The organism is Sphaerisporangium sp. NPDC088356 (assembly GCF_040685555.1).
GTDB lineage: Bacteria > Actinomycetota > Actinomycetes > Streptosporangiales > Streptosporangiaceae > Sphaerisporangium.
On sequence record NZ_JBFBIK010000039.1, the window covers coordinates 14,500 to 28,219 of the forward strand.

The 13,720-nt window shown below is 73.2% G+C and carries 11 protein-coding genes; 7 read left to right on the top strand and 4 right to left on the bottom strand.

The window, feature by feature from the left end:
* Positions 1–247: 247 nt before the first annotated feature.
* Genes AB0O34_RS16870 through AB0O34_RS16880 form a run of 3 tightly spaced genes read left to right on the top strand, consistent with a single transcriptional unit; the run spans position 248 to position 3,692 of the window.
* Positions 248–1,783 carry a hypothetical protein gene (locus AB0O34_RS16870; protein WP_363916319.1) on the top strand — a complete coding sequence of 512 codons (1,536 nt, stop codon included), beginning with the start codon at positions 248–250 and terminating at the stop codon, positions 1,781–1,783.
* Between the two features lie 14 nt (positions 1,784–1,797).
* Positions 1,798–2,241, top strand: coding sequence for a hypothetical protein (locus tag AB0O34_RS16875; RefSeq protein ID WP_363916320.1), 444 nt, complete (start codon positions 1,798–1,800; stop codon positions 2,239–2,241).
* Positions 2,238–3,692 carry an FHA domain-containing protein gene (locus AB0O34_RS16880; RefSeq protein WP_363916321.1) on the top strand — a complete coding sequence of 485 codons (1,455 nt, stop codon included), beginning with the start codon at positions 2,238–2,240 and terminating at the stop codon, positions 3,690–3,692. The genes AB0O34_RS16875 and AB0O34_RS16880 overlap by 4 nt, the downstream gene beginning before the upstream one ends.
* 141 nt (positions 3,693–3,833) lie before the next feature.
* On the opposite strand, the gene AB0O34_RS16885 is transcribed toward AB0O34_RS16880, so the two are convergent.
* Complete coding sequence (locus tag AB0O34_RS16885) at positions 3,834–5,843, bottom strand: cation:proton antiporter (protein ID WP_363916322.1); 2,010 nt, start codon at positions 5,841–5,843, stop codon at positions 3,834–3,836.
* A 144-nt stretch (positions 5,844–5,987) separates the two neighbouring features.
* On the opposite strand from AB0O34_RS16885, the gene AB0O34_RS16890 reads away from it, so the two are divergent.
* The gene (locus AB0O34_RS16890) at positions 5,988–6,776 is read left to right on the top strand and encodes a serine/threonine-protein kinase (RefSeq protein ID WP_363916323.1); all 789 of its coding nucleotides are present in this window, start codon (positions 5,988–5,990) and stop codon (positions 6,774–6,776) included.
* A gap of 27 nt (positions 6,777–6,803) precedes the next feature.
* On the opposite strand, the gene AB0O34_RS16895 is transcribed toward AB0O34_RS16890, so the two are convergent.
* Together AB0O34_RS16895 and AB0O34_RS16900 are read right to left on the bottom strand one after the other, a co-directional pair.
* Complete coding sequence (locus AB0O34_RS16895; protein ID WP_363916325.1) at positions 6,804–7,427, bottom strand: class II aldolase/adducin family protein; 624 nt, start codon at positions 7,425–7,427, stop codon at positions 6,804–6,806.
* Positions 7,428–7,488: 61 nt separating this feature from the next.
* Positions 7,489–8,079: a TetR/AcrR family transcriptional regulator gene (locus AB0O34_RS16900; RefSeq protein WP_363916326.1), complete on the bottom strand. Its 591-nt coding sequence runs from the start codon at positions 8,077–8,079 to the stop codon at positions 7,489–7,491.
* A gap of 83 nt (positions 8,080–8,162) precedes the next feature.
* On the opposite strand from AB0O34_RS16900, the gene AB0O34_RS16905 reads away from it, so the two are divergent.
* From AB0O34_RS16905 to AB0O34_RS16915, 3 genes are all read left to right on the top strand, one after another.
* A complete protein-coding gene (locus tag AB0O34_RS16905; protein WP_363916327.1) occupies positions 8,163–9,101 on the top strand; it encodes a sugar kinase in 939 nt (312 codons plus the stop codon).
* Between the two features lie 4 nt (positions 9,102–9,105).
* Complete coding sequence (locus tag AB0O34_RS16910; RefSeq protein ID WP_363916328.1) at positions 9,106–10,326, top strand: aminotransferase class III-fold pyridoxal phosphate-dependent enzyme; 1,221 nt, start codon at positions 9,106–9,108, stop codon at positions 10,324–10,326.
* Between the two features lie 110 nt (positions 10,327–10,436).
* Positions 10,437–10,721, top strand: a complete 285-nt coding sequence (locus tag AB0O34_RS16915; protein WP_363916329.1) for a hypothetical protein — start codon at positions 10,437–10,439, stop codon at positions 10,719–10,721.
* A gap of 160 nt (positions 10,722–10,881) precedes the next feature.
* Here AB0O34_RS16915 and AB0O34_RS16920 read toward each other — a convergent pair whose 3' ends face one another.
* Positions 10,882–13,617 carry an AAA family ATPase gene (locus AB0O34_RS16920; RefSeq protein WP_363916330.1) on the bottom strand — a complete coding sequence of 912 codons (2,736 nt, stop codon included), beginning with the start codon at positions 13,615–13,617 and terminating at the stop codon, positions 10,882–10,884.
* Positions 13,618–13,720: the final 103 nt, after the last annotated feature.

The following is a 13,720-nucleotide window of genomic DNA, read 5'->3' on the forward strand; positions in this document are numbered from 1 at the left end:
ACGGCGGCCGTTCCCCGCCCAGGGCGGGGTGATCGTGGGGGGGTCACAGGCACGTAAGGTCTCGGCTCGGTGAAGGCGCGAACCTCCGGCGCCGGTCAGGCGTCTGATCAAGGGCCCACGCGACGGGGGCGGGGCGGGGATACCGGGGGGACGATCGCCCGCTTTGTCCCACTCGTTTTCCGTGCGCGCCCAGACTACTGTTCTGATCAGCCGATCCGGTCGGCCAAGCAGATTAGGAACGTTCGCATTGGCTACGCCTCACACACCCCCCGCCGCCGGTGATCTCACGCCGGAGCTGCTGGGCGCGTCCGAGTGGAGCGACCAGTTGGTCGCCTCGGCGGGCATCCCCATGTACGACATTCCCTTCCTCACCGTGGGCGGCGGCATCGGATCGTTCGTCACCCTCGACTACCTGCGGGTCTACGGCGTGCCTACCTCGCAGATGCGCGTGGTGTCCAACATCGACCACCCGTGGCAGACGTACGAGTTCCTGACCAGGTGCTCCCAGATCCCCCGGCAGGAGCGCATCCGCTCCGACTCCTCCTCCAGGCCCGACAACCTGTGGGGTTTCCCGTCGTACGCCCTGGAGGAGGCCTGGCGCGACAAGAACCCCGCCCACCTGTTCCAGATCGCGACCGAGCCGATCCTGAACGACTACTGGACCCCGCGGGCCGGCACGGTCTTCCGCAACCTGGAGCGCGAGGCCAAGCGCATCAACTACTGGGACATGCTGGTCAAGGGCCAGGTCCGCATGGTGCGGCGCAGGGCCGGCGGAGGCTACTTCACGGTGGTCACCCCGCCCGAGGGCACGGCGCCGACCAAGCGCATAGTCTTCCGCTCGCGGTTCGTGCACGTCGCCATCGGCTATCCCGGCCTGAAGTTCCTGCCCGACCTGCAGGAGTTCCGGCAGAAGAACGGCGACTACCAGCACGTGGTGAACGCCTACGAGCCCCACGAGCAGGTGTACGAGTTCCTGAAGACGCGCCCGGGCTCGGTCGTGATCCGCGGTGGCGGCATCGTCGCCTCCCGCGTGCTGCAGCGCCTGTTCGACGACCGCGAGAAGTTCCACCTGCAGACGCAGATCATCCACATCTTCCGCACGTTCGTGACCGGCGCCCACGGCCCCAACCTGTGGAGCCGGCGCAAGGGCGGCGACGGCTGGGCCTACCAGGGCTTCAACTATCCGAAGTCGGTGTGGGGCGGCCAGCTCAAGGCCGAGATGCGCAAGCTGGAGGGCCCCGCGCGCGCCCAGAAGTACAAGGAGATGGGCGGCACCAACACCCCCAAGCGCAGGCGCTGGCAGGAGCAGATGCGCAAGGGCCGCGAGGGCGGCTACTACCACGCGGTCCAGGGCACGGTCGAGCGGGTCGAGCCGGCGCACGACGGGCGCATGCTGAGCTACGTACGCAGCAAGGACGGCACCGTCCGCGAGCCCGTCTCCGACTACATCATCGACTGCACGGGCCTGGAAGCCGACATCGCGGAGCACCGCGTCTTCGCCGACCTCCTCCAGCACGGCGGCGCCTACCGCAACCCGGTCGGCCGCCTAGAGGTTGAGCGGCACTTCGAGGTCAAGGGCACCGCCAGCGGCGACGGGGCGCTCTACGCCTCCGGCTCCGCCACCCTCGGCGGCTACTTCCCGGGCGTCGACACCTTCCTCGGCCTGCAGATCGCGGCCCAGGAGATCGCGGACGACCTGGCGAGGCGCGGCTTCTGCCGCAAGATGGGCCCGGTGCGCTCGACCTCGCAGTGGTTCAAGTGGGCTTTCAACAAGCCCGTCTAAAGGAGAATCCCCCCGTGGTTCCAACTCTGATCGGCCGCATCCAGACGCGGCTGTTCCTTCTTGCCACCGTGGGCGTGGTGATCACGGCACTGATCGTGCCCGTGCTGCCCGGCCTGTCCGGCCCGCTCTCCCAGGACTACGGCACGGCATTTTTGGTCCTCGCGGCGGTCGCCGTGCTCGGGGTGGCGTGGGAGCTGGTCTATCACTTCCTCATGCAGTTCCGCTGGGAGAAGGACTGGCCCACTCTGTTCGGTTTGCTCACACTCGTGCCGGAGGGACTTCTGCTGTTCTTTTTGCTACGGTCCGGTGCCATCGGCACCGTCATTGACCCGGTTCCGCCCGCCGCAGCCTTCTGGACCCAGTTCGTGATCGTCTGGAGCTGTGTTTGGCTGGTGGCCAACGGTCCGATGCGGGTGCCGTTCGTCAGGTGGCGTTTTCGGGGAGGGAGAGTTCTGTGACGGAGCAAGGCGTGGGGGTGGTGCGTCCGCTTCCCGGCAACGGGTTGATCGCCCATGTGGGCGGCCTGCTGCTGGTGTGCGACGCGGCCGACGCCGTCGCGGACGAGTTGCTGACGGCGGTCCAGGAGACCGCCGCCGGTGGCGGGGACGGCAGGGTGCTCGCCCGGCGCGCCGCCCAGGTGCTCGCACGGTCGATGACGGCCGAGCCGATCACCTGCGCCGTCGCCGGCCGCGCGGGCGGTGGCATCGCGGTGCTGGTCAGCGGTGAGGCGCAGGCCCTTGTGACCGGATCGGGCGCCGACGTGCGGCTCGACGGCAAGGACGCCCTGACCTGGACCGACCGCCTGGTTCCCGGCCCGGTGAGCACGGTGGAGCTGCGGCTGCCCGGCGCCGGGCGCCCGATCGGCCGGGCACGCCTGGACGCGGGCGTCATCTCCGGCGGCGGCGTCACCTGTGACTTCGGCGAGGCCGGCGACCCGGGCGCGCCCATGGCCTCGCGGCCGGCGGGCTCGGCGGAGTACGAGCCGCCCCGCCTGGTGCCCGACCCGCCCCGCCCCGCGCCGGAGCCGGTGGCGCCCGAGCCGTTCCGCGCGCCCGAGCCGGTGGCATCCGAGCCGTTCCGCGTGCCGGAGCCGGTCGCGCCCGAGTCCCCCCATCTCGCGGCGGGAGCCGTCTCCTCCGCCCTCGCGATGGACCAGGGGCCCGCCATGACCGCGCCGCCCCACGTCGAGGCCCCGCCGCGCCCGGACCTTTCCCCGCCGCCCGGGCGCGACTTCGAGCGGTCACCCGCCCTCGCGACCGACCCCGAGATGGCCGCCTTGGGTGCCAACGGGTCGGCCGGCGGGCCGCCCCCGCAGGAGGAGGCGCCCGACTTCGAGTCGTTCCTGCTGGTCAACGGGCCCGAGGGGCAGCAGGAGACGCCCGGTTCTGTGCTGGAGCCCACCGAGTCCGGTCCGGCCCCCGAGCCGCTGAGCCGCCCGATGGTCTACGGCGTCGACTGCAAGAACGACCACTTCAACGATCCCCGCGTCCCCTACTGCGCGGTCTGCGGCATCGCCCTGGTGCAGCGAACGCTCGTGCCGTACAAGGGGGAGAGGCCGCCGCTCGGGGTGCTGCTGCTCGACGACGGCCTGACGTTGCGCCTCGACAGCGACTACCTGCTCGGGCGTGACCCTGAGCGCGCGCCCGAGGTCACCTCGGGGGAGGCGCGGCCGGCCAGGGTCACCAGCCCCGACGGGTCGGTCTCCCGCCGCCACCTGCGGGTCCGGCTCGAGGGGTGGGACGTCAACCTGATCGACCTGGGCTCGGTCAACGGCACCCAGGTTCAGCCGCCCGGCGACCCGAACTTCTACGACATCCCCCCGAACGAGCCGGTGCCCGTGCTGCCCGGCACGACCGTGCGCATCGGGGTGTCGCGCACGATGCGGTACGAGTCGCACCGCAAGGCTTGACGCGCTCCCCGGAATGAAGGCCGGAGCATCGGCCGGCAACCCGGTAGCCGAGCTGGCAGGCCGTGGCCCGACGGTGAGAGCCGCTGGGCCACGCGAGGGCTCGGCGGTCCCCGATCAGCGGGGGTGCTCAGCCCTCGCGCGTTATCGCCGGCCGCGGGCGCCCGCCGGTGTGACGGCCTCCCACTCGACGGGGTCGGCGTCCTGCTCGGCGCGTACGAGCAGGTGCGCGCCGGACGCCGGGGCCGCGCCCTGCGGGGCCACCACCAGCGCGTCGGCGGGCGCCTCGGCCGCCGAGGTCGCGTCCACGCCGAGCCCGGCGAGGCGCTGGGCCAGGGAGGCGCCGCGGCCATGGCAGAGCACGACCAGCGGGCGGCCGGTGGCGAGGGCGAGCTGGAGCGCGACGTGCGCGGCGGCGTCCCCGGAGCCCGCGAAGCCCCCAGAGCCCCCGGAGCCCCCGGAGACATGGCGCACCGCCACCGGCCCGGCGGCGTCGTAGGCCCCCGGCAGGACGGTGACGGTCCTGCCGGCCGACTCGGCGAGGATCCGCTCGTACCCGGGGGCGTCGTGCGGGACCACTACCAGGTCGGGCCGAGCGCCTGCGACGAGCCCGGGCAGGTCGGCGGCCGGGTCGGCCGAGAAGCGGGTCACCACGCGCGCCTCCGGGCCGCGCTCGCGCACTGTGGCGGCAAGGCCTTCGAGGGCGCCCAGCGTCTCGGCCATCTCCGCCAGCTCCGACGACAGCCCGGTGCCGACCTCCAGGCGGCCGTGGGGGTATGGCTCCAGGTGGCCGAGGACCACTTCCGAGGGCGTGCGTGCCGTCGCCAGGGTCGCGGCCAGCCCGGCGAGCGGCTCGGCGTCCACGGGACGCCCGGGGACCACGGCGAGCACGCGGTAGGAGGCGGTCACGCCGAGCGCGGCGCGCTCGGCCTCGGCGATGTCCCTGGCGATGCGGCGGTCGGGGTAGACGCGCCGCAGCAGCGGGCCGGTCATCGCGGTGGTGAGCAGCGCCATGAGCACCATGAGGGAGTACAGCTCCCCGTCGAGCACGCCCTTCTGCAGGCCGACCGTCAGGATGACGATCTCGGTGAGGCCCCGGGTGTTCAGCAGGGTGGCCAGCGCGGACGCCTGGCGCACCGGCACCCGTCGCAGCCGCGCGCCGAGGTAGGAGCCGCCCATCTTGCCGCCGACCGCCACCACCAGGATCGCGGCGAGCACGCCCAGGCTGGAGAACGTCAGGGTCCGCAGGTTCACGTTGAGCCCGGACACCACGAAGAACATCGGCAGCAGCAGGAGCACGGTGAGCTGCTCCAGGCGCTCCAGGATCTGGTGGTTGAGGCGCTCGGCGCCCTCGCGTGGCATCACCACGCCGAACAGGAACGCGCCGAAGATGAAGTGGACCTGCATCCACTCGGTCGCCCAGGCCGAGGCGACGAGGCCGATCAGCACGACCGAGAGCAGGCCCGGCGTCAGCCGTCCCGCCCGCTCGAAGGCGGGCACGAGCCGCGCCAGCAGGGGCCGTACCACGAAGAACATCACCGCGGCGTACGGCACGGCCAGCAGCACCTGCCACTGGCCGCTCGCCGCCTCGGCGCTCGCGATGCCGACCACGATGGCGAGGACGGTCCAGGCGAGGACGTCGATGACCGCCGCGGAGGCGAGAGCGAGCCCTCCGATCGTGGTGCGGTGCATCTCGCGGTCGGTCAGGATGCGCGCGAGCACGGGGAACGCGGTCGCCGACATCGCCGCCCCGAGGAACAGCACGAACGCCGGCGTGTTGCCATGGGCGTGCCCCCCGGCCAGGGCGAGCGCGAGCAGCGACCCGAGCACGAACGGCACGGCGGTGGAGCCGAGGGCGATGCTCGCCGTCACCTTCCCCTTGCCCCGCACCAGCTTCTGGTCGAGCTCCAGCCCGACCACGAACATGAAAAGGATCAGCCCGACGTCGGCGAGGGCGGTCAGCGCGGGGCGTATGTCGGGCCCGAACAGGTCATCGCCGATCCACGGGCCGAGCAGCGTCGGACCCAGCAGGATGCCGGCCACGATCTCGCCGATCACCGGGGGCTGGCCGAGGCGTCTCGCCAGCCAGCCGAGGAGCCGTGCGGCGGCGAGCACGATCACAAGGTCAAGGAGCAGCACATCCACGTGCAGCATGGAACATCGTCCCCGCGAGTAAAGACACTCTGATCAAAGCCCCCGATAATGGTCAACGCGACGTTACCGTGAGTAGGGCGGGCGCCGCGAGGCCCGGCGTCGCGGGCCGGGCCGATCTGTGCGTGCTGACGAGAGGAACGCAAGGTGGAGGGCATCGCCGACTACGAGTTCGTCCGGCCCCTCGGAGCGGGCAACCATGGCGAGTTCTATCTGGCGAGGAAGCCGCGGCGGCTGCCCGTCGACACGGAGTACGTCACGGTCAAGGTCGTGGGGGGCACGGGCCAGGACGCGTTCAGGCGGGCCGCGCGCGAGCTGAAGGCGTTCGCCGCCGTGCGCTCGCCCTTCCTGGTGACGCTGTACGACGCCGGGCAGCAGGGCGGGGTGTTCTACTACTCCATGGAGTACATAGCCGGGGGGTCGCTCGCCGGTCCGGCCGAGCGGCCGTCACGCGAGGGGACGCTGCGCGCGGTCGCGTGCGCGGCGCGGGCCGCGCAGGCCCTGCACGAGGAGGGCATCGTGCACAGGGACATCAACCCCGGGAACGTTCTACTGACCCCCGACGGCGGCAAGCTGTCCGATCTCGGCCTGTCCCAGGTGCTGATGCCGGGCGCGACGATCACCGGCATGGGCGGGCTCAACTCGGTGGAGTTCACCGACCCCGCGCTGCTCCAGGGGGAGCAGCCGTCGCCGGGCGGCGACGTGTGGGCGCTCGGCGCGACCCTGCACTGGGCGACCACCGGCCACGGCCTGTACGGTGAGCTGCCGACCCACGACCCGCTCATGACGCTCAGGAAGGTGTACAGCACTCCGCCGTCCATCAGGCCCGAGCTGGAGCCGGAGCTCGCCGAGCTGGTCGGCTCGTGCATCGGCGACGTGGCCAAGCGCCCCACCGCCTTCGGCCTCGCCGATCGGCTGTACCAGCTGTCCTCCTGAGCCCGGACGGGCCGGCGGGGTGCCGCGCTAGCCTCTCGCGGCCCGCTCGACGACGGCGGTGAGCTCCCGCTCGGTGAGCACGCGCGGCTCGCCGATCATCTTGGCCTTCACGTAGACCGAGCACAGCCACTCCAGCAGCCGCGCGCCTTCGAAGGCCTGGTCGAGGTCGCCGCCGACGGCCACGGCCCCGTGGCTCTGCATCAGGGCGGCCTGCTTGCCCTCCATGGCCGCACGGACGTGCCCGGCCAGCTCAGGGGTGCCGTAGGTCGCGTAGGGCGCCACGCGGATGACGCCGCCGAGCAGCAGCGTGTTGTAGTGGATGGGCGGCAGCTCGGTCATGGTGGCGGAGACGACCACGGCGTACGTCGAATGGGTGTGCACGACCGCGGAGGTGCCGGTGCTCTCGTAGATCGCGAGGTGCATGGGCACCTCGGAGGACGGCTTGCGGTCGCCCTCCACCACGTTTCCCGACATGTCGAGAACGGGGCAGTCGGCGGGGGTGAGGCGGTCGAGCGCCACCCCTCCGGGTGACACCGCCACCAGGTCGCCCCGGCGGATGCTGATGTTGCCGGAGGTCCCGAGCACGAGCCCGGTGTGCACCATGCGGCGGCCGGTCTCGCACAGCCGCTCCCGCTCCTCGGCCAGCTTCATGTCGTCCTCATCGTTCTCGCGGTCCCGGGTCTTGTCGTTGGTGGCGCAGTGGCGGACGCGCTCATGTGGTCAGGCGCTCCAGCTCGGCCGTCATGAGGCGGTGGAGTACCTCGGGGGAGAGCCGGTCGGGATACAGCAGCCGGTGCACGCTGAGCCCGTCCACCAGCGCCAGGAGGCGCTCGGTGACATCGTCCAGATCGTCGCCGGTGGTGATCTCGCCGGCCTCCGTGGCGGCGTCGAGAAGGGTGCGCACGAGGTAGCGCAGCTCGGCGGCCTCCTCGCGCTGCACCTCCAGCAGCGTGCCGCCCGCGAGGCTCCTGCCCCAGAACCCCACCTCCAGTGCGGTCTCCTGGGCGCGCTCCTCGTCCAGGGGGAGGTTGTCGGCGAGCACCTCGCGCAGCGCCGACAGCCCGGTGTGACCGGCGAGCTTGCCCTTCAGCCGGTGCACGATGCGGCGGTGGGACGACCTGAGGGCCGACAGCAGGATGTCGTCCTTGTCGGCGAAGTAGTGGGTGAGGACGCCGTTGGAGTAGCCGGCCTCCTTGGCGATCGCCCTGGTCGTCGCCGCGTCGATGCCCTCGCGCAAGATGACCCTGCGCGCGGCGTCCACGACTTCCTCGCGGCGCTCCTGGTGGTTGACGATCTTCGGCATCCGTGTCCCTTCCCGAGGCCTTGACATTTTAGTCGGGCGCCCGTCTATTATCCGGCAATCCCATACGTTCAAAAGGACCAGACATGACCGTCGTCACGCTCGGGGTGCACATCGTCGACGTGCTGGCCAGGCCGGTGGAGTTCATCCCGGAGGGCCAGGACACCCACCTGCTCGAGCAGATCCGCATCACGGCCGCGGGCGCCGCCGCCGGAACCGCAGTCGACCTCGCCAAGCTCGGAGTGCCGGTCGCCTCGGCCGGGGCCGTCGGCGACGACGAGCTCGGCGACTTCCTCGTCATGATCATGGGACGGCACGGGGTGGACGTCCGCGGCGTCGTGCGCAAGGCGGGCGAGCAGACGGCCGCGTCGATCCTGCCCATCCGCCCCGACGGCGGCCGTCCCTCGTTCCACGTGCCCGGTGCCAACCTCGGGTTCTCGCTCGCCGACCTGGACCCTGGCCTGCTCACCGGGGCCGAGATCGTCCACCTCGGCGGTATGGACGTGACCTGGGGCCTGCGCGACCCGGCCTTCTTCGAGCTGCTCGGGACCGCGCGGCACGGCGGGACGCGGATCACCATGGACCTGTTGTCCAACATGCCCGACCTCATGCCCGGGGCCCGCGCCTTCCTGCCCCACGTCGACTACTTCCTGCCCAACGAGGAGCAGGCCCTGATGATCACGGGCGCCTCCGACGTGGAGGAGGCCGCGGCCAAGCTCCTGGCCGAGGGCCCGTCCGGGGTGCTCGTCACCCTCGGCGGCGAGGGAAGCCTGGTCGCCACGGCGTCCGGCCTCGCCCGCGTGCCCGCCCTGCGGGCGCCGGTCGTGGACACCACGGGATGCGGCGACGCCTACTGCGCCGGGTTCATCGCGGGGCTGCTCGACGGCCGTGACGTCGTCGCGGCGGCCAGGCTCGGCACGGCCGTGGCGGCCAGGGTCGCCGGAGGGCTGGGCTCCGACGCGGGACTCGACGGCCTGTCCGTCGCACTCATCGAAGCGGACTTCGAAGGCACCGAAGGGATCTGAGCACATGTCCGACGCACATCTCCGAGACAGGGCGGCCAAGGTCATCCCGGGGGGCATGTACGGCCATCTCAACGCGGCCATCTTCGCCCCCGGCTTCCCGCAGTTCTTCGTCCGGGGCGAGGGCTGCCGCCAGTGGGACGCAGACGGGCGCGAGTACGTCGACCTCATGTGCAGCTGGGGGCCGGTCATCCTCGGCCACCGGCACCCGGCCGTCGAGGAGGCGGTGGCCGTGCAGCAGGCAGCCGGAGACTGCCTGAACGGGCCGGGCCCGGTCATGGTGGAGCTGGCCGAGCTGATGGTCGACACCATCCCCTCGGCCGACTGGGTGATGTTCTCCAAGAACGGCACCGACGCCACGACACAGGCCCTGATGGTGGCGCGCGCCGCCACCGGGCGCAAGAAGGTGCTGGTGGCCCACGGCGCCTACCACGGCGCCGACCCGTGGTGCACCCCGAGCCTCGCCGGCACGACGCCCAGCGAGCGCGCCGACCTGATCGAGTACCCCTACAACGACCTGGCGGGCGCCGAGGCCGCCGCCGCCCAGGCCGAGGGGGACGTGGCCGCGATCATCGTCACCCCGTTCAAGCACGACTCGTTCGAGGACCAGGAGCTGGTTCACGCCGTGTTCGCCCGCGGCCTGCGCGCGCTCGCCGACCGCATCGGCGCGGCGCTGGTCATCGACGACGTCCGCGCCGGCTTCCGGCTCGACCTGCGCGGCTCCTGGGAGCCGCTCGGTGTGCGTCCTGACCTGACGGCGTGGAGCAAGGCCATGGCCAACGGGTACGCGATCGCCGCCGTCACCGGCACCGACGCCCTTCGCGGCCCCGCCCAGACGCTGTACTCCACCGGGTCGTTCTGGTTCTCGGCGATCGCGATGGCCGCGGCCAAGGCGACCATCGAGACGCTGCGCGACACCGGCGGCGTGGCGCTGATGGAGCGGGCCGGCTACCGGCTGCGCGAGGGCCTCGCGGCCCAGGCGGCCTCCCACGGGTTCGTGATCAACCAGACCGGGCCCGTGCAGATCCCGTGGCTGTCCTTCGAGGGGGACGAGACCCTGGAGAAGGGCATGTTCTGGTCGAGCGCCTGCCTGGCGCAGGGGGTCTACCTCCACCCGTGGCACAACTGGTTCCTGTCGGCCGCGCACACCGACGCGGACATCGACAGGGCGCTCGCGGGCACCGACGTCGCGTTCGGCGAGCTGAGGGCCAAGTTCGGCTCCGACTGATCCCGCGGCCCCTCCCGAGGAGAGGTATCAGGGCGGCGCCTTCCCCCTCTTGATACGCGAGACGGCCCAGCGGCACCGTGGCCGGGGCGGCGTCTCGGAGAGCGGGAGCCATGGATGTGCAGGCGGAGACGCGACCGTACACGCGCGTGGACAGGCCGGCGGCATCGGGGGAGTTCGCCTGCCCCGGGTGCGGCGCGGTGTCCAGGCTCGGGCCGATGGGCCGGGGGCGGGCCGGCGGGACGGGAGCGGCGTCATGGGAGATGTGGTTGCGCGGCCGGGGTGACGAGGTCACCGCGATGGTACGCATCGGTGGGCGGGTGACCGAGCGCAACGGCACGGGCGACGTGGACGTCGTCGCCATGCTGGCCGACGCCTGGCGCGCGGCCGGCGGCTAGAAGGCCGCGACGGGGCCGGGGCGGCCGCCCTCCGGGGGAGGGGCGGCACGGTGCGAGGGGGTGGAACCGGCCATCCTTGGGGCGTCGCGGAGACGGGGGGCGGTACCTGCCACCCTTGGGGCGTCCCGGAGACGGGGGTGGAGCCGGTCAGCCTCGGGGGTCAATCGCTGCCGTCGAAGAGGCGGCGTAGCTCGACGCGGTCGCTGAGGCCCGTGCGCTCGTAGACCGCCCGGAGGTGGTTGCCGACCGTGCGGATCGACAGCACGAGCCGGTCGGCGATGTCACGGTTGCTCAGCCCGTGCACGGCGAGCTGGGCCACCTCCAGCTGGCGCGCGGTCAGCTCCGGCGCGGCCAGGCCGCGGAGCGCCGGGGTGCGGGCGCCCTCGCACCTCCGGGCAAGGGTCCACGCGCGGGTCGTGGCCGCGAGCCCGGCCCTCTCGTTGCCGACCCTGCGCAGGCGGGCCGCCGCCTGCGCCGCCGCCTCGGCCGCGTGCAGGATCAGGCCCAGCTCCTCGAAGCCGTCGGCCACCGCGAGCAGGGCCGCGCCGTCGCCCGCCACGGCCGCGCGCGCGTGGTCGCGGGCCAGCAGCACCCGGCGCCCGTCGTGGAGCGCGGGGAGCTCCTCCAGCCGGGCGAGCGCGTGGGCGGCCCCGCCGAGCCGCACGGCGTCGTGCAGGGCGACGAACTCGAACCCCGGCAGCTCGGCGGCACGGCACTCCTCGGCGAACACGAGCGCGAGTTCGACGGCCGCGCCGGTGTCGCCGTACGCGGCGGCGACCCACACGCGGGTCAGCGACACCCAGCGCGTGAACCCGGTCCAGGTGGCCCGGTTGCGGGCGAGCGCCTCGTTCAGCGTGCTCTGGGCGCCCTCGGCGTCCCCGAGGAACGCCTGGGCGGCGGCGTAGGCTCCCATGCAGCCGCCGACGGTGAGGGCCGTCGGATGGTGGGCGGCGTCGTGCAGCACGCCGAGTGCCGTCTCGACCTGCCCCCGCGCCGTGGCGAGGTGCCCCTTGGCCAGCGCGAGGCTGCCCTCGCCCAGCGACCAGCCGCGCTGGGCGGCGACGGCCGCCTCCATCGAGCCGACCGCCTCCTCCATCGCCGTAAGGTCGCCGGCGAACAGCGCCGCCATGGACCACGCCGAGTGCAGCGGCGACACCATGGCCGGGATCGCGTCCTGCCAGGATCCCGCGTCGGTCAGCGCCTGGCGGGCGACGGCGACGGCCTCGCCCGTCCGCCCCGCGTAGCACAGGGCGAGGGCCTGCGCCTTGAGCGTCTGGATGCGCTCGGGCCCGGCGGGCAGCGCGCGGAGCAGCGCGGCGCCGAGGTCGAGGGCGGTGCGCGGCTTGGCCGCGCTGGAGGCCAGGTCCAGGCGGCGCATCGCGACCTGCTGGCGCGACGCGGGGTCGGTGAGGGAGGCCTCGGTACGGTCGAGCAGGTCGAGCGCCTCGTCCAGGCGGTTCATCCCCCAGGCCAGGTTGCTCGCTCGCGCCAGCGCCAGGCGGGTGCCGGTCACCTCGTCGAGCCGGTCCCCGCCTCCCGCCCCGGTCGCTTCCGCGACGCCGGCGGAGCCCCCGTCCCCCGCCCCGGCCGGGCCCGCGGCGTACGAGGCGGGGCCCTCGACCCGGGCCTCGTACGGGGAGCCGGCGCGGACCCAGGTCTGCGGGGAGGTCAGGACGGCGTACGCCTCGTCGGGGAACTGGGCGTAGTCGAGGACCGTGGCCAGCAGGATGGCCGCCTCCACTCCGCCGCCCGCCGCCAGCGCCGCCCGGCCCAGCCGGATGGCGAGGGTGTAGTCGTGGGTCGCCCAGGCGAGCCGGCACGCCGACAGCAGGGGGCCGGCCGGCGCCTGCCTGCCGCTCTCGAGCTGCCACACGGTGAGTCGCAGCAGGTCGTCCCGCCGCCGGGCGCCGCTGCGCTCCAGCGCGCCGGCCAGCGTGGCGTACCGGTTGCGGCGCCGCAGCGGAGGGCACCCGGCACGGGCGACCTCACCGTAGAGCGGGTGCCCGAGGCGGACCACCACGCGGCGCCCGTCGCCGGTCATGCGGATCAGGCCGCGCCCCTCGGCCTGCTCGACGGCCTCGGCGGAGGTCAGCTCCAGCAGCGTGGCCAGGCTGATCGGCTCGGCGAAGGCGGTCAGCTCCAGCACGGCTCCGGCCTCGGGGGACAGTGCCCCGATGCGCTCGCCGACGAGCTCGGTGAGCCGCGGGGCAAGCGGAGGCTCGCCGGTGAGCTGCCACATGCCCCTGACCTGCCGCAGCGTGCCCGCGTCGCGCGCGGCGCCGACGAGCTCGTGCAGGAGCAGGGCGTTGCCTTCCGTCGCCGTGCCGAGCCGCCGCACGGTGGCGTCGTCGGGCCGGCCGCCCAGGGCGGCGGTGAGGATGGCCGCGCTGTCGCCGAGGGTGAGCGGCCCGATGTCCGCCCGGGTGGCCAGCCCGTCGCGCCAGAGGGCGGTGACGCTGTCGGGCGCGGGCTCGCCCGTGCGCAGGGTCGCGACGATCAGGGCACGTTCCACCGTCACGAGATGGTGCACCGCGGCGGCCGAGGGGCCGTCGAGCAGGTGGGCGTCGTCGACGGCCAGCACGGGCCTGCGGCCCCCCGCGTGCGCCCGCACGGCCTCGGCCGCCCACCGCAGCGGGTTGACCAGTCCAGGAGGTGCCTCGGGCGGCAGCAGCCTGGCCAGCGCGCCGTAGGGGATGCCGCCGGCCGCCCTGGTGGCCCTGATCGGGATGACGGCGTAGGCCGAGGAGCCGAACGTGCGCAGCACCTCGGTGGCCAGCCTGCTCTTGCCCACCCCGGCGGGACCGGCGATGACGACACCGTGCGCCGTGCCGTCGTGCGCCAGCCGTACGAGCCGGGCGAGGTCGTCCCGGCGGCCCGCGAACGGCCACATCGCCATCGGCCGCCTCCCGCCCATGTTCTTGTCCGGCCTGTTTCTGATCGTCTATCGTCCGCTTGTGGAGCGCTGGGGAGCCAAATATCTGGTCGAGTGCCCGAGGTGT